This is a genomic window from Priestia sp. YIM B13490 (assembly GCF_042787735.1).
Classification (GTDB): Bacteria; Bacillota; Bacilli; order Bacillales; family Bacillaceae_H; genus Priestia; species Priestia megaterium.
Genome location: NZ_JBHZOT010000017.1, coordinates 1 through 24,564, shown reverse-complemented (window position 1 = coordinate 24,564; position 24,564 = coordinate 1). Strand labels below are relative to the sequence as shown.

The following is a 24,564-nucleotide window of genomic DNA, read 5'->3' as shown; positions in this document are numbered from 1 at the left end:
CTTAACGTTTATATGAAAGTAATTCCTTACTCTTTTGTGACAGGATCTTTTTGTCCTTCAGAAAGGCTTTCTTCGTTATCAGCAATAATTGATTCTGTTGGTTGCTCATGGTCCTCTTCTGAGTCCATGATATCAATTTCTTGCTCGTCAGCAGAAAGCATCTTCACATCCATACCTAAACTTTGCAGTTCTTTAATTAATACTTTGAACGATTCAGGTATGCCAGGTTCTGGAATGTTTTCACCTTTAACAATTGCTTCGTATGTTTTCACACGACCTACTACGTCATCTGATTTCACTGTTAAGATCTCTTGTAATGTGTAAGCAGCACCGTATGCTTCAAGTGCCCATACCTCCATCTCACCAAAACGCTGTCCACCGAACTGCGCTTTACCACCAAGTGGTTGTTGTGTAACAAGTGAGTATGGTCCAGTAGAACGAGCGTGAAGTTTATCGTCTACCATGTGAGCAAGTTTGATCATGTACATGATTCCTACTGATACACGGTTATCGAATGGTTCACCTGTTCGACCATCATATAGAACTGTTTTAGCATCACGAGACATGCCAGCTTCTTCGATTGTTGCCCAAACATCTTCCTCACGCGCACCATCAAATACTGGAGACGCAACGTGAATGCCAAGCTTACGAGCAGCCATACCTAAATGAAGCTCTAGCACCTGACCGATGTTCATACGAGATGGTACCCCTAATGGGTTTAACATGATGTCAATTGGCGTACCGTCTGGTAGATAAGGCATATCTTCTTCAGGTAAAATACGTGAAATTACACCTTTGTTACCGTGACGACCGGCCATTTTGTCACCTTCAGAAATTTTACGCTTCTGAACAATATATACACGGACTAATTGGTTTACACCTGGTGGTAATTCGTCGCCATCTTCACGGTTGAAGACTTTAACATCAAGAATGATTCCACCGCCGCCGTGCGGTACACGAAGAGAAGTATCACGAACTTCACGCGCTTTTTCACCGAAAATAGCGTGTAGAAGACGTTCTTCAGCTGTTAGTTCTGTTACACCTTTTGGCGTTACTTTACCAACTAAAAGATCTCCGTCTTTTACTTCTGCACCAATGCGGATGATTCCACGCTCATCTAAGTTACGAAGCGCATCTTCACCTACGTTTGGAATGTCACGCGTAATTTCTTCAGGTCCAAGCTTCGTATCACGAGACTCAGATTCATATTCTTCAATATGAACAGACGTATATACATCGTCTTTCACAAGGCGTTCACTCATGATGATGGCATCCTCATAGTTGTAACCATCCCATGTCATGAAACCAACCATTACGTTTCGTCCTAAAGCAAGCTCACCTTTTTCCATTGAAGGACCGTCGGCTAAGATCTCACCTTTTACTACTTCGTCGCCAACTGAAACAATTGGACGCTGGTTGTAACAAGTACCTTGGTTAGAACGAACAAATTTTAATAATTTGTATTGATCTAAGTTACCTTTAACTTTTTGTCCGTCTACTTCTTCATAGCGGCGAACAAAAATTTGTTTTGCTTCTACGCGCTCTACAACACCAGGATATTTACAAATCACGGCTGCACCAGAGTCTTTACCAGATACGTATTCCATACCTGTACCTACGATTGGTGCTTCAGGATTTAATAAAGGTACTGCTTGACGTTGCATGTTCGCACCCATTAATGCACGGTTAGAGTCATCGTTCTCTAAGAATGGGATACATGCTGTAGCGGCAGATACAACTTGTTTTGGTGATACATCCATATAATCTAAACGATCGCGACGGATAACCGTGTTTTCTCCACGGAAACGTGCAACGACATTTTCATCTAAGAATGAACCATCATCACCTAGACGAGCGTTCGCTTGGGCTACAACATAGTTATCTTCTTCATCAGCTGTTAAGTAGTCAATTCGCTCTGTCACTTTACCTGTTTCAGGATCGATACGACGGTAAGGTGTTTCGATGAAACCGAATTTGTTTACTTTTGCATAAGAAGATAGTGAGTTGATTAACCCGATATTCGGACCCTCTGGCGTTTCAATCGGACACATACGGCCATAGTGGGAGTAGTGAACGTCACGCACTTCGAAACCAGCGCGCTCACGAGTTAGACCACCAGGTCCTAGAGCTGAAAGACGACGTTTGTGCGTCAATTCGCCTAATGGATTCGTTTGATCCATGAACTGTGATAATTGAGAACTTCCAAAGAACTCTTTAATCGCCGCAATAACTGGGCGAATATTAATTAATTGTTGAGGTGTGATTGTATTCGTGTCTTGAATTGACATTCTTTCACGAACAACACGTTCCATACGAGATAAACCGATACGGAATTGGTTTTGTAACAATTCACCTACAGAACGCAGACGACGGTTACCTAAGTGGTCGATATCATCTGTGTCTCCTACTTGATGAAGCAAGTTAAAGAAGTAACTGATTGATGCTAAAATATCAGCAGGTGTGATATTTTTAACTTCTTCTGTTACATATGCGTTACCTGATACAGTGATGATTTTTTCACCTTCTGGATCATTTGGCGCATAAATCTTAATAGATTGTAATGTAACATCGTCTTCTACTACTCCACCAACCGGACTATAAGTCTTGAAGTTTACTCCACCTTCAAGCATCGGAATCAAGCGATCTAGCAGACGGCGGTCAATCATTGCGCCTTTTTCTGCAATAATTTCACCTGTTTCAGGATCAACTAATGTTTCAGCTAGCTTTTGATTAAATAAGCGATGTTTGATATGAAGCTTTTTATTAATTTTATAGCGACCTACGTTCGCTAAGTCATATCGTTTTGGATCAAAGAAGCGAGATACTAATAGAGACTTCGCATTCTCAACTGTCGGTGGTTCACCCGGACGTAAACGCTCATAGATTTCTAATAGCGCTTTTTCCGTTGTTTCCGTATTATCTTTTTCAAGCGTATTACGGATGTATTCATTATCACCGATTAAATCGATAATCTCTTGGTCAGAACCGAAACCTAGCGCGCGTAACAGCACTGTTACTGGCAGTTTACGAGTACGATCAATACGCACGTATACTACATCTTTTGCATCAGTTTCATATTCTAGCCATGCACCACGGTTAGGGATAACAGTTGCTGTATATCCTTTTTTACCGTTTTTATCAAGCTTTCCACTATAGTAAACACTTGGTGAACGAACCAACTGTGATACGATAACACGCTCAGCACCATTAATTACAAAGGTACCTGTTTCGGTCATCAATGGGAAATCCCCCATGAACACATCTTGGTCTTTTACTTCACCTGTTTCTTTATTAATTAACCGCACCTTAACACGAAGAGGTGCTGCATAAGTTACATCACGTTCTTTGGACTCTCCTACTGAATACTTTGGCTCACCTAAGCTGTAATCAATAAATTCTAGTGATAAGTTACCTGTAAAATCATCAATTGGAGAAATATCTTGGAACATTTCTCGTAAACCTTCATCTAAAAACCATTGGTATGAAGCCGTTTGAATCTCGATTAAGTTCGGTAACTCTAAAACTTCACTAATACGAGCATAACTTCTGCGTTGGCGGTGGCGTCCATACTGAACTAGTTGACCTGTCAACTGATTCACCCCTCAAATCAAGCGTTATTATTCAAAATATATAATAAACCATATGTTTATTATTGAACAAAAGAAAAATGGTCTCTTTAAATAGAAAACCACAATTTCATAAAAACGTACTATTGATTTTATTAGTTTTTCCCATATAATTCAAAATTATACCTTTTATTTTATGTATAACCCGAGCTTATATGGAATATTTATATATTGGCATTTTATAATGCTAACACACTAAAAAATATTAGTCAACATTTTTTAGCACATATGATATAATACCCTTTTTTCTTGTCTACTACTTCCACTTCATTAAATAGAGATTCTAATTTCGCAAGAGCAGATGGCGCTCCTTGCTTTTTCTGAATCACAATCCAAAGTTCTCCTTGGTCGGCAAGGTGATCTAATGATTTTTCTAGAATTTCATGAACAACTTTTTTACCCGCACGGATCGGCGGATTACTAAGAATAGCTGCAAAATTCGTTTCCTTCACATTTTCATAGCAAGAGCTTTGATAGATTGAAACATTTGATACTGAATTAACTTCAGCATTTTTTTGAGCTAGCGCTAATGCACGTTCATTAACATCAACCATATGAACGTTTCTTTGGCTGTCCTCTTTTGCAAGTGCCAACCCAATTGGGCCATATCCGCATCCAACATCCAGAAGCGGGCTGGGATTCTCGGGCATTTGAAACGTTTCAATTAACAGGCGCGATCCAAAATCGATCTCTTTTTTTGAAAAAACACCGCGGTCACTCGTAAATGAAAAAGAGGTTCCTCTCAATTCAAATGAAAAGCGCTCTTCATTACTTGCAGACGATGGTGTATTAGAAAAATAATGTTCTGTCAAAATAGAACCTCCTAATCAATATGTTCTTCTTTACTATAAATGAAAAGGATGACAGAAGCAAAAAAGCTCGCTTGTACAAGCGAGCTTTTTTATATCAGTTGTTAAGCAATAATTACTTAACTTCTACAGAAGCGCCAACTTCTTCAAGTTTAGCTTTTGCTTCTTCAGCTTCTTCTTTAGAAATACCTTCTTTAAGAGCTTTTGGAGCGTTATCAACGATTTCTTTAGCTTCTTTTAAGCCAAGACCAGTGATTTCACGTACTACTTTGATAACTTTGATTTTTTGTCCGCCAGCACTTTCAAGTACTAGGTCAAATTCAGTTTTCTCAGCAGCAGCTTCACCAGCAGCACCGCCAGCTACAGCTACAGGAGCAGCAGCAGTTACGCCAAATTCTTCTTCGATTGCTTTTACTAAATCGTTAAGTTCTAAAACAGTCATATTTTTAACTGCTTCAATGATTTGTTCTTGAGTCATTGTTAATTTCCTCCTTGTGATTGTGTTATATATAACAGACTAGATTATGCACCTTGTTCTTCTTTTTGATCTGCCACAGCTTTTGTAGCAAGAGCAAGGTTGCGAATTGGAGCTTGAAGCACGCTAAGCAACATAGAAAGTAAGCCTTCGCGAGATGGTAGTTCTGCAAGTGCTTTAATTTCTTCAACAGATGCAACATTACCTTCAATTACACCAGCTTTGATTTCTAACGCTTCGTGTTCTTTCGCGAAGTTGTTTAAAATTTTAGCTGGAGCAACAACATCTTCTCCACCAAATGCGATTGCATTTGGACCTACTAACGCATCATTAAGATCTGTTAGTTCAAGTTTTTCTACAGCACGGCGAGTTAAAGTGTTTTTGTAAACTTTGAACTCAATGCCTGCTTCACGTAATTGCTTACGAAGTTCAGTAACTTCAGCAACATTCAAACCACGGTAGTCAACGACAACTATTGAGTTACTCGCTTGAAGTTTTTCAGCAATTTCGTCTACGACTTGTTTCTTTTGTTCAATTACGTTGCTCATCTTTACACCTCCTGTAGATTTCCTTCCGTACACTCAGACAAGGTGCAATAAAAAACCTCCATGACAATAAAGACATGGAGGTGTAGTAAGCGAACCATAACGTTTCACTAATTTATCTCACACACCTCGGTAGGAAATTAAGCTTTGCAGCACCTACTGTCTACGGTACAAATGTTATTCTTTTTAACAACATTATCTATTATAATCAGGGACTTTCAAAAAGTCAACACCGATTTATTTCCAAATTTATTAAGCAGAGAATGAAGCAGTATCAACTTTGATACCAGGGCCCATTGTTGAAGTAACAGCTACGTTCTTCATGTATGTGCCTTTTGCTGCTGCCGGCTTAGCTTTTACCATAGTTTCGAAGATTGTAGTGAAGTTTTCAACTAACTTGCTCTCTTCGAAAGATACTTTACCGATTGGTACGTGGATGTTACCAGCTTTATCAACGCGGTATTCTACTTTACCAGCTTTGATTTCGTTAACTGCTTTTTGAACATCAAATGTTACTGTACCAGTTTTAGGGTTTGGCATTAAACCTTTAGGTCCTAATACACGACCAAGTTTACCAACTTCACCCATCATATCTGGAGTAGCTACGATTACATCGAACTCGAACCAACCTTGTTGGATTTTGTTGATGTAGTCAGCATCGCCAACGTAGTCAGCGCCTGCAGCTTCAGCTTCTTTAGCTTTTTCGCCTTTAGCGAATACTAATACACGTTGAGTTTTACCTGTACCGTTTGGTAGTACTACTGCACCACGAATTTGTTGGTCAGCTTTCTTAGGGTCAACTCCTAAACGGAATGCTACTTCTACAGTTGCATCAAATTTAGTTGTGTTTGTTTTCTTTACTAATTCAATCGCTTCTTGTACTGAATAAGTTTGTGTACGATCTACAAGCTTAGCAGCTTCAACGTACTTTTTACCTTTTTTAGCCATTTTTGTTTCCTCCTTATGTGGTTTTAACGGAATAACCTCCCACTAATAAAGGTTGCGAGCATAGGAAAACTTCCATTTCTCGCAACCTTCTAACACCCAATCAAATGGAATTAGTCTTCAACTACGATTCCCATACTGCGCGCTGTACCTTCTACCATGCGCATTGCAGATTCAACGCTAGCAGCGTTTAAGTCAGGCATTTTAGTTTCAGCAATCTCACGCACTTTGTCACGCTTGACTGTTGCAACTTTATTACGGTTTGGTTCACCAGAACCAGACTCAATACCAGCCGCTTTCTTAAGTAGTACAGCAGCAGGTGGAGTTTTCGTAATAAATGTAAATGAACGGTCTTCAAATACCGTGATTTCAACAGGAATGATAAGACCAGCTTGATCAGCTGTGCGAGCGTTAAACTCCTTACAGAAACCCATGATGTTAACACCGGCTTGACCTAATGCAGGACCAACTGGTGGCGCTGGATTTGCTTTACCTGCAGGAATTTGTAACTTAACAAGTTTAATTACTTTTTTAGCCACGAGACACACCTCCTTAAGTCCGTGATGTGGTAATAGGGCGATGCCCTCCCACTCAATGTTCTTTATATATAAAATAAAGAAATAGTTGTTTTAGTCTCTAGTTTTGAGACATACTGACTTATGAAATATTAACATTAAACTTCATGAATTGCAAGGTCTTACAGATTATATTTTTTCAATTTGTGTAAAGTCTAGCTCTACTGGTGTTTGTCTTCCGAACATATCCACATGAACCTTAACTTTACGTTTATCTGTATCGATTTCTTCAATGGTACCTTCGAAGTTTGCAAACGGACCTTCTTGAACCAATACTGTTTCTTTTAGTTCAAAGTCAAAGTCAGCATGCTTCTCGTCCATGCCCATTTGTTTTAAGATCATTTCTACTTCTTCTGGTAGAAGAGCAGTTGGCTTTGAGCCAGAACCTGCTGAACCTACAAAGCCCGTAACGCCAGGTGTATTACGAACTACATACCATGAATCATCCGTCATGATGATTTCAACTAACACGTACCCTGGAAATACTTTTTTCTTTGTAATCTTTTCTTTGTTGTTCTTAATTTCTCTTTCTTCTTCTTCAGGAACAACAACGCGAAAAATTTTATCTTGCATACCCATTGTTTCTACGCGTTTTTCTAAATTTGTTTTTACTTTATTTTCATATCCAGAATAAGTATGGACTACATACCAATTTTTCTCCATTTCTGAGGACTATACGTCCTTCCCTCCCAGCTCACTATAAAATAAGATGTCCTAATCTATTGCACAGACAACGCACTAGGAAAATAGTTGACTCCTAGCACAATCATTCTTAAAGCAAATTAAAAAACCCGTCTCCGGGCTTTTCTGAAAAAAACATAATTTAGCTTTATTATACCATGATTCAAGTCAATTTATTCAAGGGATTAAACGAATAAGTGACGAAATTCCGTAATCAACTACTACAAAAAAGAGTGTCATAAATACAACTGTAGAAATAACAGTAATTGTATAACGAGTTAGCTCATTTTTTTTAGGCCAACTTACCTTCTTCATCTCACGCCCAACATCACGCAAGAAATTTCCTACACGGTTCATGTTTGTAACCTCCAATAAATTAAAAGGGGTATTAGTCTGTGCAGATTATTGATCTACTTTGTTTCACGATGAATCGTATGTGCGTTACACGTTTTGCAAAACTTCTTCATTTCTAAACGCTCTTCGTTTTGCTGTGTGTTTTTCATAGTCGTATAGTTACGACTAGCGCATTGCACACACGCAAGTACAACTTTTTTACGCATAATGTCAACCACCTATAGAGTGATAATGTCTATAAAAAAGTATCACAGACTTTCTTAGCATGTCAATATGAGGATAGAAGGCTACATTGTGATTTCACGAATCTCGAGGTAGCGCTCTAATTTCCTCTTCACACGCTGAAGTGCATTATCGATGGATTTGACGTGGCGGTTTAACTCTTCTGAAATCTCTTGATAAGATTGACCATCTAAATAAAGAACGAGAACTTTTCGCTCAAGATCACTTAAAAGTTCAGCCATCTTTAATTCAATATCATCAAACTTCTCTCGATTAATGAGCAACTCTTCTGGATTTGCTACTTTTGTCCCCGAAATAACATCCATTAAGGTTCGGTCGGACTCTTCATCATATATTGGCTTGTCCAATGATACATAAGAGTTTAATGGAATATGTTTTTGCCTTGTTGCGGTTTTAATAGCGGTAATAATTTGCCTGGTAATGCAAAGTTCAGCAAAAGCTTTAAACGAAGTTAGCTTATCTTCTCTAAAATCTCTAATTGCCTTATATAACCCTATCATACCTTCTTGTACAATATCTTCACGGTCTGCCCCAATTAAAAAATATGACCGCGCCTTTGCTCGCACAAAGTTTTTGTATTTATGAATCAAATACTCTAATGCGTCAATATCGCCTTTATGCACAAGATCGACAACTGTTTCATCCTCTTGTTGTTCGAAATGAGCATGCAGTTTTCTCCCATAATTATCGCCCATATCGATCCCCCCGACCGCACAGTAGATAGAAATATTATACAGTAGCTAATTCCGTACCGTCAATAACCTCACCGCTGTCCCCGACGCCATTTTTCGAAAATTTCGGCTACTTGATTGGAAAGTTGAATGCGTGCCGCTGGCTTTTGATTTTGAATAGACTTCACATCAAGATTAATATGTTTCTCAATCTGCTCAATTTCGTTGTACAATTCTCGAGCAGAAATTCTGAGCGCACCTTGTCCAAAGATTGCCCACTGCTCCGTGAAATCAGATGTAGCAACATGAATCTGTGTCTTTACATTGTTTAGCTCTTGAGCCAGCTTTTCAATGTACTCATCCGCTGTTTCATTTTCTCTTGTAAATACAACGTCAACCTTATGATTTTTTGCCTTCTTTTCAATTCCTTCGACCATATGAGCATCGAAGACAATAATGACACGATACCCCATATATGCTTGATACTCTGCCATCTTTTCGATTAACAGATCTCGAGCACCGGCTAAATCATTATCTCTAAGCTTTCTTAGGTCGGGCCACGCACCTATCATGTTATAACCATCCACCAGTAGAATATCCATTCTTATTCACCTAGAGGATGGCGTTTTCGGTAAACCTCATACATGAGAAGACTAGCTGCTACAGATGCATTTAACGATGTAACATGCCCAACCATTGGAAGCTGTACAAGGAAGTCGCATTTTTCACGAATCAAACGACTCATGCCTTTTCCTTCGCTTCCAATAACTAACGTAAGCGGCATACCTCCATCTAAGTTGCGATAATCATCGCTTTCTTTCGCATCTGTTCCAACAATCCATACGCCTCGATCTTTTAATTCATCAATCGTCCTTGATAGGTTTGTTACCCTTGCTACGGGAACATGTTCAATCGCTCCTGTAGAGGCCTTAGCTACAGTGGCCGTTAATCCAACTGAACGGCGCTTTGGAATAATAATACCGTGTGCGCCAACGGCATCGGCTGTTCGCATAATAGAACCTAAATTATGGGGGTCTTCAAGCTCATCTAGCAGAAGAAAAAACGGACTTTCATTACGTTTTTCCGCTAAGTTAAATAAATCATCTAACTCTGCATATTGATAAGCAGCAACTTGTGCAGCTACTCCTTGATGAATACCTTCTACCATTTGCTCAATTTTCTTTTTCGGTACAAACTGCACCAATACACCATTACGTTTTGCTAACTGCGTGATTTGCCCCATAGAACCGCCTTGCGATCCTTCGGCAATCCATAGTTTGTTAATGTCGCGCCCAGACTTTAGGGCTTCTAGGACCGGATTACGTCCAATGATAAATTCATGTTCCATGATTCATTCCTCCCTCTCCTTCATCGACGAAAGAGATAGCTTTAGTAATAAGTTCCATCATTCTTTCTTCTTCACCTAAAAGATACAAATAGCCTACGACCGCTTCAAATGCCGTACTGTAGCGATACGTTTGCACATCTGTGTTTTTAGGGACTGTACCGGACTTTGCATTGCGTCCTCGGCGCAGTACACCTTCTTCTTCTTCAGTAAAAAAGTTTTCATTTTTAAAATAATATACGATTTGCGCTTGTGCTTTTGCTGATACGTATTTTTTAGCTTTATTATGAAGCTGGTTAGGGCGCACTGTCCCTAACACCAGCAGGTGGCGGCGAACATGTAAATCAAACACCGCATCACCCATATAAGCAAGAGCTAAGCTATTTAGCTGTTTTACATCTAATTTACTGCTGCTCATAACACTATTATCCTCTTTTCCATCTTGTTCCTTGCGCCGTATCTTCTAAAATAATATTTTTAGCCTTTAATTCATCTCGAATTTGATCTGCTAATTGGAAATTACGATCTTTACGAGCCTGAATACGATCTTGGATCAATTGATCAATTTCTTCGTCTAGAAGTTCAGCTTCTCCAAACGTAATGCCTATTGCAGCACCTAGTTCTTTAAACTCTTTAATAAAGGCTTCAATTACATCTGTAGACGTTGTTTGTTCTAATAAATACAAGTTAGCTTGCTTTGCTAGCTCGAACAGAACAGAAATGGCATTTGCCGTATTAAAATCATCATCCATCTCTTCAACAAACGTTTCGCGAAGCTCTTTTAGCTTTTCGAACCATTCTGAAGCATCTTCTTGAAGATTTGTTGCTGCCTCTAGACGGTGAGTTAAGTTGCCGTAAGCTGTTTGCAGACGCTCAAACCCTTTGCGCGTATTCTCTAAAATTTCTTCGTTATAGTTAATTGGGTGACGATAGTGAACGGATAAAATAAAGAATCGAAGTAGGGACGGATCATGCTTTTTAATAATGTCATGAACTAACACGAAGTTCCCTAGTGATTTAGACATCTTTTCATTATCAATATTGATATATCCGTTATGAAGCCAGTATTTCGCAAACGATTTCCCAGTGAGCGCTTCTGATTGGGCAATTTCATTTTCGTGATGAGGGAAAGCTAAATCCTGACCGCCTGCGTGGATATCAATTGTATCACCTAAATACTTGCGTGCCATCGCAGAGCACTCGATATGCCAGCCTGGTCTTCCTTGACCCCAAGGGCTATCCCATGCGATTTCTCCATCTTTGGTTGCTTTCCAAAGAGTAAAGTCTAATGGATCTTCTTTCTTTTCTCCAACTTCGATACGAGCACCGGATTGCAATTCATCAATAGATTGATGTGATAATTTTCCGTATCCTTCAAACTTACGTGTACGATAGTATACATCACCCTCTGACTCATATGCATATCCTTTTCTCACCAGTTCATCAATGAACTCAATAATGATATCCATATTTTCAGTTACGCGTGGATGCACATCGGCATGCTTGCATCCAAGAGCTGACGTATCTTCAAAGTAAGCATCGATAAAGCGGTTTGCGATCGTTGGAACATCTTCTCCTAACTCTTTTGCTGCCTTAATTAATTTATCATCCACATCTGTGAAGTTTGAGACATACTCTACATCGTAGCCTCTAAATTCTAAATAGCGGCGCACCGTATCAAATACGATTGCAGGACGCGCATTTCCAATATGAATATAGTTATACACGGTCGGTCCGCACACGTACATTTTGACTTTGTTTTCTTCTAGAGGTACAAATGTCTCTTTTTGACGTGTTAACGTGTTATATAGCTTAATTGCCATGGTGAATCTTCCCTTCTTTTAATTCCTTTAATTGATTTTGCAGGTGTAAAATTTCTTTCTCTAGCTGTTTAAAACGCTCTGCATCTGGATCTGGCAAATCTTGATGATTCAAATCTTTTGGAATCCGGACGCCATTTTGAATGACGACTCGGCCAGGGATACCAACAACCGTTGAGTTTTCTGGGACGTCATTTAACACAACTGAGCCCGCTCCAATTTTGGAGTGCGCATGAATCGTAATCGACCCTAGTACTTTAGCACCTGTTGCAATTAAGACATTGTCCTCGATCGTCGGGTGACGCTTTCCTTTTTCTTTCCCTGTTCCTCCGAGTGTTACTCCTTGATATACTGTTACATTATCTCCAATTTCGCACGTTTCCCCAATCACAATTCCCATTCCATGGTCAATAAAAAAGCGGCGGCCAATTTTCGCACCCGGATGGATTTCAATCCCTGTGAAGAATCGGCTAATTTGTGAGATTACACGTGCCAGAAAAAACCACTTTCTTTTAAAAAGCCCGTGAGCGAATCTATGTGCCCAAATAGCATGCAACCCCGAATAGGTTAATATCACTTCAATATAACTTCTTGCTGCAGGATCTTGTTCAAATATGGCTTCAATGTCTTCCTTTAACAACTTTAGCATCATCTCACCCCAATTCCGCTATTCCTCTATCTACTCATTGATTGTATAAAAAAACGCCCCTATGTCAAATGACACAGAGACGTATATACGCGGTTCCACTCTGTTTGGATCAACAAACGATCCCAACTCTTCTCTCATAACGTGAAAGTACCCGCTTTTGCCTACTTACTTTAGCAGCATTCAACAAAAGACTCAAAGGCGCACTTCAACAAGTTTTGTCATAGGTTACTTTCAGCCGGTGATAACCCTCTCTGATATGCAATGAACTTGCCTACTCTTCCTTCTCAACGATATCCATATTTGATTATTCTATCATATGGGCAAAATAGAAATTTGTTAACTATAAATGCTTTCTAGACGAGCTAAAACTGTTTCTTTCCCTAAAAGAGAAATAGCTTTTGGAAGCTCAGGACCGTGTGTTTCGCCTGTTGTTGCTACACGAATTGGCATAAATAGTTTTTTACCTTTTTGACCTGTTGCTTTTTGTACAGCTTTTGTTGCTGCCTTAATTTCATCAGCACTGAATTCTTCTAAGGAAGAAATTTCTTCAGCAAATGCTTTTAACACTTCCGGTACTTGCTCTTCAGCAAGCACTGCTTTTGCTTCTTCACTGTAATCAATTTCTTTCTTAAAGAACATTTCAGTAAGTTCAACAATCTCAGCGCCAAAGCTCATTTGTTCTTGGTATAGAGCGACTAAGTCACGTACCCATTGTTCTGTTTCTGCATCGCGCGTTTCTTCAACTTTTCCAGCTTTCACTAAGTGAGGAACTGATAAAGCTACTACCTCGTCTAAATCCAATTGTTTCATGTATTGGTTGTTCATCCAACGTAATTTGCTTGTATCAAATAGTGCTGGAGATTTTGATAAACGAGCTGGGTCAAAAATTTCAATGAACTGTTCTTTAGAGAAGATTTCTTCTTCTCCCACAGGTGACCAGCCAAGCATTGTAATAAAATTAAACAGTGCTTCCGGCAAGTAGCCTAATTCTTTATATTGCTCAATAAACTGAATGATTGACTCATCACGTTTACTTAGCTTACGGCGATTTTCATTTACGATTAATGTCATATGACCAAATACAGGAGGCGTCCAGCCTAAAGCTTCATACACAAGAATTTGCTTCGGTGTATTAGAAATATGGTCATCTCCGCGTAGAACATGTGTCATCTTCATTAGATAATCATCAATGGCTACAGCGTAGTTATATGTTGGTGTACCGTCTTTTTTCACAATAACGAAATCACCAATGCCTTCAGATTCAAATGATACTTCATCTTTGACTATATCATTCCATTTAATTTCTGTGTTGCTAGGAACACGGAAGCGAATGCTTGGCTCACGGCCTTCTGCTTCTAGTTCAGCACGCTGTTCAGCTGTTAAGTTACGGCACTTACCTGAATAGCGCGGCATTTGACTGTTCGCCTGCTGTTCTTCACGCTCTTTTTCAAGCTCTTCTGACGTACAGTAACAGTGATAAGCTAATCCTTTTTCAAGAAGTTCTTCCGTATATTTTTGATAGATTTCCGTACGTTCAGACTGGCGATAAGGACCGTACTCGCCGCCTACGTCGATACTCTCATCCCATTCAATACCTAACCATTTTAAATAGCGCAGCTGACTTTCTTCTCCGCCTTCGATATTACGCTTTTGATCTGTATCTTCAATACGGATAATAAATTTACCGTTTTGATTTCGTGCAAATAAATAATTAAATAGTGCTGTTCTTGCATTCCCTATATGAAGATGTCCAGTTGGACTCGGGGCATAACGAACTCTTACTTCGCTTGACATAACTAAGATGACCTCCAATTTAATATTACTTATAGTATGTATTTATATGTTTTAGACATGTTCTAATTTTATCACCAAATAGGTATCTGTCAAAGTCAACTGTTTTTATTTTTGATAAACTAAAACGGCTGCTTGGGCGGCAATTCCTTCTTCACGTCCCGTAAAGCCTAACTTTTCTGTTGTTGTTGCCTTGACGTTAATTTGAGAAATGCTTGCTTCTAACAGCTGCGCAATACGCTCTCTCATTGGTTCAATGTAAGGAGCCATTTTAGGTTTTTGCGCGATAATTGTGCAATCTACATTGCTTAATTCATAGCCTTCATCTTTTAGCAGTTTCCATACGTGTTGAAGAAGCTTTGCTGAATCAGCATCTTTAAATTCAGGGTCTGTATCCGGAAAATGCTTTCCGATATCTCCCTTAGCCGCCGCTCCTAATAAGGCATCTGCGATTGTATGCAACAGCACATCTGCATCTGAGTGGCCTAATAATCCTTTTTCATACGGAATTTCTAAACCGCCGATGATTAAAGGTCTTCCTTCTGCAAATTCATGTACGTCGAAACCTTGTCCTACTCGAATGTTCATTTTTCCACTCCTTCAGTCTTGTTTAGCTTTGTTAATATAGCTTCTGCATATAACAAATCTTCTGGTGTTGTTAGTTTTATATTATCGTAATTTCCCTCTACAATCGATACTTTTTGCCCCGCTTTTTCTACTAAGCTTGCATCATCGGTGCCTAAGTATTCATTTGTTTTTGCTTTTTCGTGTGCATCCATTACTACATCAAAAAGAAAAGCCTGCGGCGTTTGAATAGCCCACAAGCTAGAGCGCTCAACTGTTTCAACGACAGTACCCTGTTCCACACGCTTAATTGTGTCTTTTACTGGAACAGCCAGCACAGCAGCCTTATCACTAGCAGCTTTTTCTACTAACTCATGGATTGTGTTTTGTTGAACAAATGGACGAGCACCATCATGAATTAATACCATCTGAGCCTGCTTTAAACTTTTAAGGCCGTTATAAACGCTATGTTGACGTTCATCGCCTCCAACTGTCAATGATTGAACCTTTTGAATTGGATATTCGATTAATAACTCTTCAAAAATCTCCATTTCTTTTTCGTTTACAACTAGTACAATTCCACTGCACCAAGGATCTTGTTCGAATTTTTGCAGCGTATGAATGATAAGCGGAACGTTTTGAATAGTTAAAAATTGTTTGTTCCGCCCCGCTTTCATTCGCTTCCCCTGACCTGCAGCTAACACGATAATTTCATACTTCATAGGTATACTCCCTTTACCTGTTACGTCACAGTGCTTTTTCTAATAACTTGGGTTTCGCAAAAATCATACGGCCTGCTGAGGTTTGGAGTACGCTCGTCACCAGTACATCAATTTGCTTTCCAATATAATTTCTACCTTCTTCTACCACGATCATTGTACCGTCATCAAGATAGGCAATACCTTGATTGTGCTCTTTACCGTCTTTTATAACCAATACGTTCATTTCTTCTCCTGGAAGTACAATTGGCTTGACGGCATTTGCTAAGTCATTGATATTTAAAACGCCAACATTTTGAAGTTCACATACTTTATTTAAATTAAAATCGTTTGTCACGACCAAACCGGAAGTTAGCTTTGCCAATTTAACCAGCTTGCTGTCTACTTCTTGAATGTCTTCGAAATCGCCTTCATAAATTTCTACCTTCATTGCCAGTTCTTTTTGAATACGGTTTAGAATATCTAGACCTCGTCTACCTCTGTTTCGTTTTAGAACATCCGACGAATCAGCAATATGCTGAAGTTCCTCAAGCACAAAGCGCGGAATAACAATCGTTCCGTCTAAAAATCCTGTTTGACAAATATCTGCGATACGGCCGTCAATAATAACGCTCGTATCTAAAATCTTAAGAGACTTTAATGATTCTTCGTTATCTGTTTCTTCTTCTTGTCCTTTTTTCTTCCCAATTCGAGCCGGCATCGAAAACACGCTTACAAGTTCATCACGTTTTTTAAACCCGACTTGAAACCCTAAGTAACCTAAAAGAATACTTAGAAAGATTGGTAAAATGGTACTTACTACTTGAAGTTGAATTCTGCCTAAAAAAGCTCCGACCAAGTAGGCTACAATAAGCCCTAAAATCAATCCTAAGCTCCCAAAAAGCACATCCGTTACAGGCGCCTTCAGTAACGCCTCTTCCACTCGGCGAATTAATTCAACTATATAATCAACAATCCAAAACGTGACAAGGAAAAACAAAATGGCTCCTAGTATTGCATCGACGTAAGGCTTTTCTAGAAATGCTACATCTTGCAGATTTAATAATTGAATAAGTTCAGGTATAAAAAAGACGCCCAATGTACCACCTGTAATAATAAAAAATAACTGTACAAAACGTTTTAACACGCCTTCACCTCCCTTTATCATTATAAACAGTTTACAATGATTGAAACCTGTTATTTAACCAAAAAACAGAATTTGTAAACAAACTGTCACTTTTTTTGTATTTTCACAATATCTTAATGAATCAAACATTTAATGTCAATTAATATCCTATAGCTGGCGGTTTGTAAGATGCTGCTCTTTTAGTCTTTTTAGGCCTTCTCTGATTTTGCGTGCTCGAATTTCACCGATGCCTTCTACCTCATCCAATTCTTCTACCGACGCATCTGCTATCGTTTTTAAATCCCCTAATTCATCAATGAGATTTTCAATAATAATCGATGGAAGTCTTGGAATTTTATGAAGCATTCGATACCCTCTAGGAATAACGCTGTCTTCAAAGCTTGTATACATGGGATATCCCATTAAGCGAAGAAGCGTTTGGTCATCGAGAAGAACATTATTTGACGGCTGCTGCATGCGTTCAATTACTCGGTAAGGGTCAAAGCTGAGGTCATACATATAATCTTTGATTAATAAAGTTGCTTCTTCCTCTAAGTGGGAAAGTAGTTCATTCATTTGGAGACGGATTAGTCTTCCTTCTGTTCCTAACTCGCTAATATAGCTCAAAATTTCATTTTTAATACGCAGAACCATTTCTGTACGATGAAGCGACTGCAGCACATCTGTATGAGTTACTTGCTCTTCAAACTCTAATGCACTGAGACTTGTAATCGATTCGTCTAATACCGCCTTGTACTTTTCAAGTGTTCCAAGCGCTTGATTCGCTTTTGCTAAAATAACGCTAATGTCTTTCAATACATACTGCAGAGACCCTTTGTAAAGCGTAATCACATTTCTTCTTTGTGAAATGGCTATTACCAATACACCTGACTGCTTAGCTACACGCTCTGCTGTACGGTGTCGCATTCCTGTCTGTGAAGAAGGAGTAGAGGGGTCTGGCATGAGCTGAGCATTAGCAAATAATATCTTGCTTCCGCTGTCATTTAAAATAAGCGCTCCATCCATTTTGGCTAACTCGTATAAATGCGCAGGTGTAAATGCACAATTAATCGAAAATCCTCCATCTACCATCTTTTTGACTTGTTCATTGTAGCCCATAACAATTAAGCCGCCCGTCTTTGCCCGCAAGACGTTATCGATACCGTCACGAATAGGGGTTCCTGGTGCTACAAACTGCAGAATTTCTGATATTTGTTTTTGACTAACTGTTGTTTTTTCTCCTTCCACTGCTTATCCTCCTAATGTATATTGCAGAGCCTCCGCTACTGTTGATACCCCAATCACATCAATACCATCTGGGACTTTCCATCCTCCTAAATTTTTCTCTGGGATAATAATTCGTTGGAACCCTAATTTTACCGCTTCTTGAACGCGCTGTTCAATTCTAGATACTCGGCGTACTTCACCTGTTAATCCTACCTCTCCTACAATAACATCCGTAGCGCTAGAAGCAGCATCTCTGAAGCTTGAAGCAATACTAACGGCTACAGCTAAATCAATTGCTGGTTCATCTAATTTCACTCCACCTGCTACTTTTAAATAAGCATCTTGATTCTGCAGCAGCATTCCTACACGCTTTTCTAAGACAGCCATGATAAGCGAAACGCGATTATGATCTACTCCCGTCGCCATTCTTCTAGGGTTTCCAAAGCTCGTTGGACTGATTAGCGCCTGCAGCTCTACTAATACAGGTCTTGTCCCTTCCATTGAAGCGACAACAACCGATCCTGCTGCTCCCTGAGACCGTTCTTCTAGAAAGATTTCAGATGGATTCAATACTTCTTCTAGCCCACTTTCTTTCATTTCAAAAATGCCCATTTCATTTGTGGATCCAAATCGGTTCTTAACTGCTCTTAATATACGATACGTATGATGGCGCTCTCCTTCAAAATAAAGAACCGTATCCACCATATGTTCAAGAAGTCTTGGTCCTGCAATGGCCCCTTCTTTCGTTACATGACCCACAATAAAGATGGCAATTCCATTCGTTTTAGCAACACGCATTAGTTCAGCCGTACACTCTCGCACCTGTGAGACGCTTCCTGGCGCTGATGTGACATCAGCATGGTAAATGGTTTGAATTGAATCAATCACCACAAAATCAGGCTGCATGCTTGAGATGGCCTCTAGTATTAATTCTAAGTTTGTTTCTGCGTGAACATAAAGCTCTTCAGCTTTTACACCTAGCCTGTCCGCTCTTAACTTCGTTTGTTTGGTTGATTCCTCTCCCGAAATATATAGTACTTTATTTTGTTTCATTGCTAACTGCGCGGAGGTTTGCAAAAGTAAAGTAGACTTTCCGATACCCGGATCTCCCCCTATTAAAACGAGTGACCCTCTGACAATACCTCCTCCTAATACACGATTTAACTCTGCAGAAGGTGTGAAAATTCGTGGTTCTGTTGTAGATTCAATCGCTGTAATTGACTGAGGTTTTTGGACTTTAGAAGCAGTAGCTCCGGAAAAAGCTCCTCGGCGTGATGATTTCGTTTCTTCCATTTCTTCTACCATAGAATTCCAGCTTCCGCACCCGGGACATTTCCCCATCCATTTTGCTGATTCATATCCGCAATGCTGACATGCAAATTTTGTTTTTCGTTTCGCCATTATGTTATCAATCTCTCCGTTCATTCAATCGATTTCTATCTCTATTGTACACTATTTCCTAAGCTAAAATAAAAAGGGAGGCATACGTGTTTTTTCGTATGCCTCGTCTTGGTTTGAGTAAATTTAGCTGATGCTGCTTGGAGCGGAGGATTTAACAACAAATTCTCCTTTGTCTACATCTAGCGTCACTTTCTGACCTTTTTGAACAACCCCTTTTAGCAGCTCTTCAGATAAACGGTCTTCAATATGTTTTTGAATTGCTCTACGAAGTGGACGAGCACCGTATTCTGGATCAAAACCTTCCTCTGCAATCTTATCAATTGCCTCTTTTGTTAATTCAAGATCAATTTCTTGCTCTTTTAAGCGTCTTGTTAACTGATCCGCCATTAATTTAACGATTTCAGCTAAGTGAGGTTTCTCTAATGAATGGAAGACGATAATTTCATCGATACGGTTTAGGAACTCAGGACGGAACGCGCGCTTCATTTCCGCCATTACTTTTCCTTTCATATCTTTGTAGTCTTGCCCTTCCGCTTCTACTGTGAACCCTAAGTGCTTGCTTCGTTTTAATGTATCAGCACCTACGTTTGATGTCATAATTAAAATCGTATTACGGAAATCAACTGTACGGCCTTTTGAATCTGTTAAGCGTCCATCTTCTAACACTTGTAATAAAATGTTAAATACATCCGGATGCGCTTTTTCAATTTCGTCTAAAAGAACAACTGAGTAAGGTTTTCTTCTTACTTTTTCCGTTAACTGGCCGCCTTCTTCGTATCCAACATATCCCGGAGGTGAACCTACTAAGCGTGAAGTAGAATGTTTCTCCATGTACTCAGACATATCGATACGAATCATTGCATCTTCATCGCCGAAGATTGACTCCGCTAATGCACGTGCAAGCTCTGTTTTACCAACCCCTGTTGGTCCTAAGAAAATGAATGAACCAATTGGACGTTTTGGATCTTTCAAGCCTGCTCTAGCACGGCGCACAGCTTTTGCAACTGCTTTTACCGCTTCTTCTTGCCCAATTACACGAGAGTGAAGAATCTCTTCCATGTTCAGCAGTCTTTCTGTCTCTTCCTGTGCCAGTTTAGAGACCGGTACACCCGTCCAGCTAGATACCACCATCGCAATATCTTCTACGGTTACAGCTGAGTTTTCTTTACCTTGCTGCTCTTTCCAAATTTTCTTTGTGTCTTCTAATTCTTCGCGTAGGCGTTGCTCTGTATCGCGTAAAGATGCTGCTTTTTCAAATTCTTGACTTTGAACAGACGCATCTTTTTCATTGCGTACTGATTCTAATTTTTGCTCTAATTCCTTTAAATTTGGCGGCGTTGTAAATGAACGTAAACGCACTTTTGAACCAGCTTCATCAATTAAATCGATTGCTTTATCCGGTAAGAAACGATCGGAAATGTAGCGATCTGATAGTTTCACCGCTTGCTCGATTGCCTCATCAGAAATAGATACTCGGTGATGGGCTTCATAACGGTCACGAAGCCCTTTTAAGATTTGAATAGACTCTTCCAACGTTGGTTCATCCACTTGAATTGGCTGGAAGCGACGCTCTAACGCTGCATCTTTTTCAATGTACTTTCTGTATTCATCTAAAGTCGTAGCACCGATACACTGAAGTTCTCCACGAGCAAGAGACGGTTTTAAAATATTAGAAGCATCGATAGCACCTTCTGCACCACCAGCGCCAATTAATGTGTGTAACTCATCGATAAAGAGAATGATATTACCTGCTTGACGAATTTCATCCATTACTTTCTTCAGGCGATCTTCAAATTCTCCGCGGTATTTTGTACCAGCAACGACCGTTCCCATATCCAAAGTCATAACGCGTTTATCGCGTAAAATTTCTGGAACCTCATTGTTGACGATTTGCTGAGCCAAACCTTCAGCGATTGCCGTTTTACCGACACCTGGCTCCCCAATTAATACAGGATTGTTTTTTGTACGTCGGCTTAACACTTCAATAACACGCTGAATTTCTTTCCCACGTCCGATAACAGGGTCTAAGCTTCCTTCGCGCGCTACAACTGTTAAATCGCGTGCTAAGCTGTCTAGCGTAGGTGTATTAGCGTTTGAAGAGCCTCCGCCTTGATGACTTGAAGCAGCTTCATTGCTACCTAATAAATGAAGCACTTGCTGACGAGCTTTATTTAGGCTGACACCTAAATTATTTAAAACGCGTGCTGCAACGCCTTCACCTTCACGAATTAAGCCTAGTAAGATATGTTCTGTTCCTACATAAGAATGACCAAGCTTTCGGGCTTCATCCATTGAAAGTTCAATGACTTTTTTCGCTCGAGGTGTATAATGAATGGTCTGCGTTAATTCTTGGCCTCTGCCAATTAATGCTTCCACTTCTTTTTGAATTTTTTCAGTGCTTAGGCCTAGAGCAGAAAGAGCTTTTGCTGCAATTCCTTCACCTTCACGAACGATACCTAATAAAATATGCTCCGTTCCAATGTTGTTGTGACCTAGGCGTAGTGCTTCTTCCTGTGCTAAAGCTAATACTTTTTGTGCGCGCTCTGTAAATCTACCAAACATCATATAATCGTCACCCTCCACGTTTAATTTGTGTTTTTATTTATAGTGAGACGTTCTCGAATTAAGGTGGCTCTTTTAATGTCACGTTCTTGAGGCTTTAGGGGACCTCCCGAATACTGTTGTAAAAAGCCTGGCTGCGTCATAATGATAAGTTCATTCAATATATTTTGACTCAGTCCTTTTATATACCCTAAATCGATTCCTAATCGAACATCTGATAAACATTGTGAAGCTTCTTTTGACTCAATAATACGGCTATTGGCCAATACTCCATATGAACGATACACTCGATCTTCTAACTCTACATGAGATGTTTTAAACAGCGCGTCTCTTGCAGAGTGCTCTTGTGTAATCAACTGCTGTACGACACTATTTAAATCTGCCACAATATCTTCTTCAGATTTCCCTAAGGTTATCTGATTAGAAATTTGAAAGATATTCCCTAAAGCTTCGCTACCTTCTCCATAAATTCCTCTCACCACTAGGCCAAGCTGGTTAATAGCGGGAATAATACGATGAATTTGACGGGTCATCACTAAAGCCGGCAGATGCATCATCACAGATGCACGTAGCCCAGTACCCACATTTGTGGGACAGCTGGTTAAATACCCTCTATTTTCATCAAACGCATAATCTACGTATTTCTCAATCCAATTATCTACTTTATTCGCTGTGCTTAAAGCTTCAGATAATTGAAGGCCTGGAAATAAACATTGTATGCGTAAATGATCTTCTTCATTAACCATAATACTCAAATCTTCTTTTTCTGATAAAAAACAAGCTCCGTTGTTATCTCCTTCAGCCAAGTTAGGACTGATAAGATGCTTTTCAACCAACACTTGCTTTTGAAGAGGCTGTAATTCGTTCATCTTTAGTAAATGCAAATTCCACTGATTGGTGTTTTCACTTTTTTGAAAAACTTGCTCGAATACTCGAACCACTTCAACTGCGTGTTCTTTAGAAAAGAGAGTTGGAAAAAGATAATGAGTTAAATTTCGAGCCAGCCTGATTCGACTGCTTAGAACAATATCTGAATTCGAAGCTTCTTGACGCATCCAAGAGCTAACAGGCTGGGAAAAGAACAAATCCTGGGACATGAATTACGCTTCCTCCTCTCTCGATTCGTTCATCTTCTTTTCTAGTAACCGAATGTGATCTCGGAGTTCAGCTGCTTTCTCAAACTCCTCTTTTTCGATATACTCTTTTAAGTTCAATCTTAATGCCTGTAATTCCTTTTTTAAATGAAGATTACTTGCAATTCTTGCTGGTATTTTTCCATGATGCAGATAATTACCTCCATGCAGCCTCTTCAGGAAAGGAATAAGAGGTCGCTCAAATGTTTTGTAGCAATCTGCACATCCAAACCTGCCGATTTTAGCAAATTTTTGATATGTCATGCCACAAGTAGGGCAAGAAAGAACCTCCTGACTTTGTTGCTTATAATTTTCAGTTACTGCTGGATCTAGGTTAAGTAGGCCAGCTAGTAAGTTATTGATTGAAAAACCTTGCTGATTTGAAAAAGAAAATGCATCTCCATTTTCTGAAGCGCATTGTTCACATACATGCATCTCCGTCTTTTCACCATTAATGATTTTTGTGAAGTGAAGAGTTGCAGGTCTCGTTTCACATTGCTGACAAATCATCCTGTCATCACTCCCTGTTCTAAATAAAATAGATCATGAGCTTATCGGTAGCGTAATGAATTAAGCATTGCTTTTAAAAGATTAGCCCTTAGCTCATCACGATAAGGAAGTTCAATATTAATAACTGAACGATTGATAACACTCAACATAATTTTTGCTTCTCGTTCTGTGATGACTTTTTCTTCAACTAACCTAATAATGACGTTTTCAGCACTTACTTGTGAAATTTCATTTTGAATCATCTCAATTACTTGCTGAAACAAATCCGCTGCATCATGCATTTTTACTTTTGCAATACGAATAAAGCCGCCGCCGCCTCGCTTACTTTCTACAAGATAACCTCTCTCAACTGTAAAACGGGTATTGATAACGTAATTAATTTGCGACGGAACGCATTGAAATTTATCAGCAATCTCACTGCGCCTTATTTCAACAATTTCTCTTTCACTTAATTCAAGTACTTGTTTTAAATACTGTTCGATAATGTCAGAGATATTTGGCACGCTGCCCCCTCCTTCTGACTTTGACTATATTTGACCTTAATTTAAATATAAAAGGAAACGAAAAAATTTTCAACTATGTACTATTAAAGTTTATTCTTTACTTTTATCGTTGCCACTAAAATTTATTTCAAAACCTGCAAATCGTGAATTTTATTGTTCTTACTATACTTTTTCATAAAACAAATAAATTGTAAACAAAAAAGGACTAGCTAAAATAGCTAGTCCTTTTTCAGGTGCCTGGCAACGTCCTACTCTCACAGGGACAAAGTCCCAACTACCATTGGCGCTAAAGAGCTTAACTTCCGTGTTCG

General features: G+C 39.3%; 25 protein-coding genes, 1 rRNA gene and 2 other annotated features. All 26 genes read right to left on the bottom strand.

Annotation, left to right across the window (positions count from 1 at the left end):
* Nucleotides 1-26: 26 nt before the first annotated feature.
* On the bottom strand, nt 27-3,590 hold the full coding sequence (rpoB, locus tag ACFX4R_RS26360; protein ID WP_013081368.1) for a DNA-directed RNA polymerase subunit beta: 3,564 nt from the start codon (nt 3,588-3,590) through the stop codon (nt 27-29).
* 245 nt (nt 3,591-3,835) lie between these two features.
* Nucleotides 3,836-4,438: a class I SAM-dependent methyltransferase gene (locus ACFX4R_RS26355; protein ID WP_162215140.1), complete on the bottom strand. Its 603-nt coding sequence runs from the start codon at nt 4,436-4,438 to the stop codon at nt 3,836-3,838.
* A 112-nt stretch (nt 4,439-4,550) separates the two neighbouring features.
* Nucleotides 4,551-4,913 carry a 50S ribosomal protein L7/L12 gene (gene rplL / locus ACFX4R_RS26350; RefSeq protein WP_013054917.1) on the bottom strand — a complete coding sequence of 121 codons (363 nt, stop codon included), beginning with the start codon at nt 4,911-4,913 and terminating at the stop codon, nt 4,551-4,553.
* Between the two features lie 44 nt (nt 4,914-4,957).
* Nucleotides 4,958-5,458: a 50S ribosomal protein L10 gene (gene rplJ, locus ACFX4R_RS26345; RefSeq protein ID WP_013054916.1), complete on the bottom strand. Its 501-nt coding sequence runs from the start codon at nt 5,456-5,458 to the stop codon at nt 4,958-4,960.
* A 40-nt stretch (nt 5,459-5,498) separates the two neighbouring features.
* Nucleotides 5,499-5,642: a sequence feature (ribosomal protein L10 leader region), on the bottom strand.
* A gap of 65 nt (nt 5,643-5,707) precedes the next feature.
* On the bottom strand, nt 5,708-6,403 hold the full coding sequence (gene rplA / locus ACFX4R_RS26340) for a 50S ribosomal protein L1 (RefSeq protein ID WP_013054915.1): 696 nt from the start codon (nt 6,401-6,403) through the stop codon (nt 5,708-5,710).
* 110 nt (nt 6,404-6,513) lie between these two features.
* Nucleotides 6,514-6,939 (bottom strand): 50S ribosomal protein L11, encoded by a 426-nt coding sequence (gene rplK, locus ACFX4R_RS26335; RefSeq protein WP_013054914.1) that lies wholly within the window; start codon nt 6,937-6,939, stop codon nt 6,514-6,516.
* 165 nt (nt 6,940-7,104) lie between these two features.
* Complete coding sequence (gene nusG, locus ACFX4R_RS26330; protein ID WP_013054913.1) at nt 7,105-7,638, bottom strand: transcription termination/antitermination protein NusG; 534 nt, start codon at nt 7,636-7,638, stop codon at nt 7,105-7,107.
* 195 nt (nt 7,639-7,833) lie between these two features.
* The gene (gene secE, locus ACFX4R_RS26325) at nt 7,834-8,013 is read right to left on the bottom strand and encodes a preprotein translocase subunit SecE (RefSeq protein WP_013054912.1); all 180 of its coding nucleotides are present in this window, start codon (nt 8,011-8,013) and stop codon (nt 7,834-7,836) included.
* A 53-nt stretch (nt 8,014-8,066) separates the two neighbouring features.
* On the bottom strand, nt 8,067-8,216 hold the full coding sequence (rpmG, locus tag ACFX4R_RS26320; protein WP_013081365.1) for a 50S ribosomal protein L33: 150 nt from the start codon (nt 8,214-8,216) through the stop codon (nt 8,067-8,069).
* Between the two features lie 81 nt (nt 8,217-8,297).
* Complete coding sequence (gene sigH, locus ACFX4R_RS26315; protein ID WP_013054910.1) at nt 8,298-8,948, bottom strand: RNA polymerase sporulation sigma factor SigH; 651 nt, start codon at nt 8,946-8,948, stop codon at nt 8,298-8,300.
* A gap of 68 nt (nt 8,949-9,016) precedes the next feature.
* The gene (locus tag ACFX4R_RS26310) at nt 9,017-9,526 is read right to left on the bottom strand and encodes an NYN domain-containing protein (protein ID WP_013081364.1); all 510 of its coding nucleotides are present in this window, start codon (nt 9,524-9,526) and stop codon (nt 9,017-9,019) included.
* Nucleotides 9,527-9,528: 2 nt separating this feature from the next.
* Complete coding sequence (gene rlmB, locus ACFX4R_RS26305) at nt 9,529-10,272, bottom strand: 23S rRNA (guanosine(2251)-2'-O)-methyltransferase RlmB (protein ID WP_043982715.1); 744 nt, start codon at nt 10,270-10,272, stop codon at nt 9,529-9,531.
* Complete coding sequence (locus ACFX4R_RS26300; protein ID WP_013054907.1) at nt 10,262-10,687, bottom strand: Mini-ribonuclease 3; 426 nt, start codon at nt 10,685-10,687, stop codon at nt 10,262-10,264. The genes rlmB and ACFX4R_RS26300 overlap by 11 nt, the downstream gene beginning before the upstream one ends.
* Before the next feature lie 7 nt (nt 10,688-10,694).
* Nucleotides 10,695-12,092 (bottom strand): cysteine--tRNA ligase, encoded by a 1,398-nt coding sequence (gene cysS, locus ACFX4R_RS26295; RefSeq protein ID WP_043982717.1) that lies wholly within the window; start codon nt 12,090-12,092, stop codon nt 10,695-10,697.
* Complete coding sequence (gene cysE / locus ACFX4R_RS26290) at nt 12,082-12,738, bottom strand: serine O-acetyltransferase (RefSeq protein ID WP_025753192.1); 657 nt, start codon at nt 12,736-12,738, stop codon at nt 12,082-12,084. Before cysE ends, cysS begins: the two co-directional genes overlap by 11 nt.
* 72 nt (nt 12,739-12,810) lie before the next feature.
* Nucleotides 12,811-13,035: a binding site (T-box leader), on the bottom strand.
* A gap of 39 nt (nt 13,036-13,074) precedes the next feature.
* Nucleotides 13,075-14,532: a glutamate--tRNA ligase gene (gene gltX / locus ACFX4R_RS26285; RefSeq protein ID WP_028412658.1), complete on the bottom strand. Its 1,458-nt coding sequence runs from the start codon at nt 14,530-14,532 to the stop codon at nt 13,075-13,077.
* Between the two features lie 105 nt (nt 14,533-14,637).
* Nucleotides 14,638-15,117 carry a 2-C-methyl-D-erythritol 2,4-cyclodiphosphate synthase gene (gene ispF, locus ACFX4R_RS26280; protein ID WP_013054903.1) on the bottom strand — a complete coding sequence of 160 codons (480 nt, stop codon included), beginning with the start codon at nt 15,115-15,117 and terminating at the stop codon, nt 14,638-14,640.
* Nucleotides 15,114-15,815, bottom strand: a complete 702-nt coding sequence (ispD, locus tag ACFX4R_RS26275; protein ID WP_043982719.1) for a 2-C-methyl-D-erythritol 4-phosphate cytidylyltransferase — start codon at nt 15,813-15,815, stop codon at nt 15,114-15,116. The genes ispF and ispD overlap by 4 nt, the downstream gene beginning before the upstream one ends.
* Before the next feature lie 25 nt (nt 15,816-15,840).
* Nucleotides 15,841-16,938 (bottom strand): PIN/TRAM domain-containing protein, encoded by a 1,098-nt coding sequence (locus ACFX4R_RS26270; protein WP_013054901.1) that lies wholly within the window; start codon nt 16,936-16,938, stop codon nt 15,841-15,843.
* Between the two features lie 147 nt (nt 16,939-17,085).
* Nucleotides 17,086-18,165, bottom strand: a complete 1,080-nt coding sequence (disA, locus tag ACFX4R_RS26265; RefSeq protein WP_013054900.1) for a DNA integrity scanning diadenylate cyclase DisA — start codon at nt 18,163-18,165, stop codon at nt 17,086-17,088.
* A 3-nt stretch (nt 18,166-18,168) separates the two neighbouring features.
* The gene (radA, locus tag ACFX4R_RS26260) at nt 18,169-19,545 is read right to left on the bottom strand and encodes a DNA repair protein RadA (protein WP_013054899.1); all 1,377 of its coding nucleotides are present in this window, start codon (nt 19,543-19,545) and stop codon (nt 18,169-18,171) included.
* 123 nt (nt 19,546-19,668) lie between these two features.
* On the bottom strand, nt 19,669-22,110 hold the full coding sequence (gene clpC / locus ACFX4R_RS26255; protein ID WP_043982721.1) for an ATP-dependent protease ATP-binding subunit ClpC: 2,442 nt from the start codon (nt 22,108-22,110) through the stop codon (nt 19,669-19,671).
* Nucleotides 22,111-22,130: 20 nt separating this feature from the next.
* A complete protein-coding gene (gene mcsB / locus ACFX4R_RS26250; protein WP_043982723.1) occupies nt 22,131-23,204 on the bottom strand; it encodes a protein-arginine kinase McsB in 1,074 nt (357 codons plus the stop codon).
* A 3-nt stretch (nt 23,205-23,207) separates the two neighbouring features.
* Nucleotides 23,208-23,750 (bottom strand): protein-arginine kinase activator protein McsA, encoded by a 543-nt coding sequence (gene mcsA, locus ACFX4R_RS26245; RefSeq protein WP_025753183.1) that lies wholly within the window; start codon nt 23,748-23,750, stop codon nt 23,208-23,210.
* A 41-nt stretch (nt 23,751-23,791) separates the two neighbouring features.
* The gene (locus ACFX4R_RS26240) at nt 23,792-24,253 is read right to left on the bottom strand and encodes a CtsR family transcriptional regulator (protein ID WP_013054895.1); all 462 of its coding nucleotides are present in this window, start codon (nt 24,251-24,253) and stop codon (nt 23,792-23,794) included.
* A gap of 235 nt (nt 24,254-24,488) precedes the next feature.
* Nucleotides 24,489-24,564, bottom strand: a 5S ribosomal RNA gene (gene rrf, locus ACFX4R_RS29460); the annotation flags it as partial.

Bases quoted from the DNA above. Each gene is read 5' to 3' on its own strand.
- rplL (WP_013054917.1), bottom strand. From the start codon at position 4,913: ATGACTCAAGAACAAATCATTGAAGCAGTTAAAAATATGACTGTTTTA.
- rplJ (WP_013054916.1), bottom strand. From the start codon at position 5,458: ATGAGCAACGTAATTGAACAAAAGAAACAAGTCGTAGACGAAATTGCT.
- rplA (WP_013054915.1), bottom strand. From the start codon at position 6,403: ATGGCTAAAAAAGGTAAAAAGTACGTTGAAGCTGCTAAGCTTGTAGAT.
- nusG (WP_013054913.1), bottom strand. From the start codon at position 7,638: ATGGAGAAAAATTGGTATGTAGTCCATACTTATTCTGGATATGAAAAT.
- secE (WP_013054912.1), bottom strand. From the start codon at position 8,013: ATGAACCGTGTAGGAAATTTCTTGCGTGATGTTGGGCGTGAGATGAAG.
- rpmG (WP_013081365.1), bottom strand. From the start codon at position 8,216: ATGCGTAAAAAAGTTGTACTTGCGTGTGTGCAATGCGCTAGTCGTAAC.
- sigH (WP_013054910.1), bottom strand. From the start codon at position 8,948: ATGGGCGATAATTATGGGAGAAAACTGCATGCTCATTTCGAACAACAA.
- ACFX4R_RS26310 (WP_013081364.1), bottom strand. From the start codon at position 9,526: ATGGATATTCTACTGGTGGATGGTTATAACATGATAGGTGCGTGGCCC.
- rlmB (WP_043982715.1), bottom strand. From the start codon at position 10,272: ATGGAACATGAATTTATCATTGGACGTAATCCGGTCCTAGAAGCCCTA.
- ACFX4R_RS26300 (WP_013054907.1), bottom strand. From the start codon at position 10,687: ATGAGCAGCAGTAAATTAGATGTAAAACAGCTAAATAGCTTAGCTCTT.
- cysS (WP_043982717.1), bottom strand. From the start codon at position 12,092: ATGGCAATTAAGCTATATAACACGTTAACACGTCAAAAAGAGACATTT.
- cysE (WP_025753192.1), bottom strand. From the start codon at position 12,738: ATGCTAAAGTTGTTAAAGGAAGACATTGAAGCCATATTTGAACAAGAT.
- gltX (WP_028412658.1), bottom strand. From the start codon at position 14,532: ATGTCAAGCGAAGTAAGAGTTCGTTATGCCCCGAGTCCAACTGGACAT.
- ispF (WP_013054903.1), bottom strand. From the start codon at position 15,117: ATGAACATTCGAGTAGGACAAGGTTTCGACGTACATGAATTTGCAGAA.
- ispD (WP_043982719.1), bottom strand. From the start codon at position 15,815: ATGAAGTATGAAATTATCGTGTTAGCTGCAGGTCAGGGGAAGCGAATG.
- radA (WP_013054899.1), bottom strand. From the start codon at position 19,545: ATGGCGAAACGAAAAACAAAATTTGCATGTCAGCATTGCGGATATGAA.
- clpC (WP_043982721.1), bottom strand. From the start codon at position 22,110: ATGATGTTTGGTAGATTTACAGAGCGCGCACAAAAAGTATTAGCTTTA.
- mcsB (WP_043982723.1), bottom strand. From the start codon at position 23,204: ATGTCCCAGGATTTGTTCTTTTCCCAGCCTGTTAGCTCTTGGATGCGT.
- mcsA (WP_025753183.1), bottom strand. From the start codon at position 23,750: ATGATTTGTCAGCAATGTGAAACGAGACCTGCAACTCTTCACTTCACA.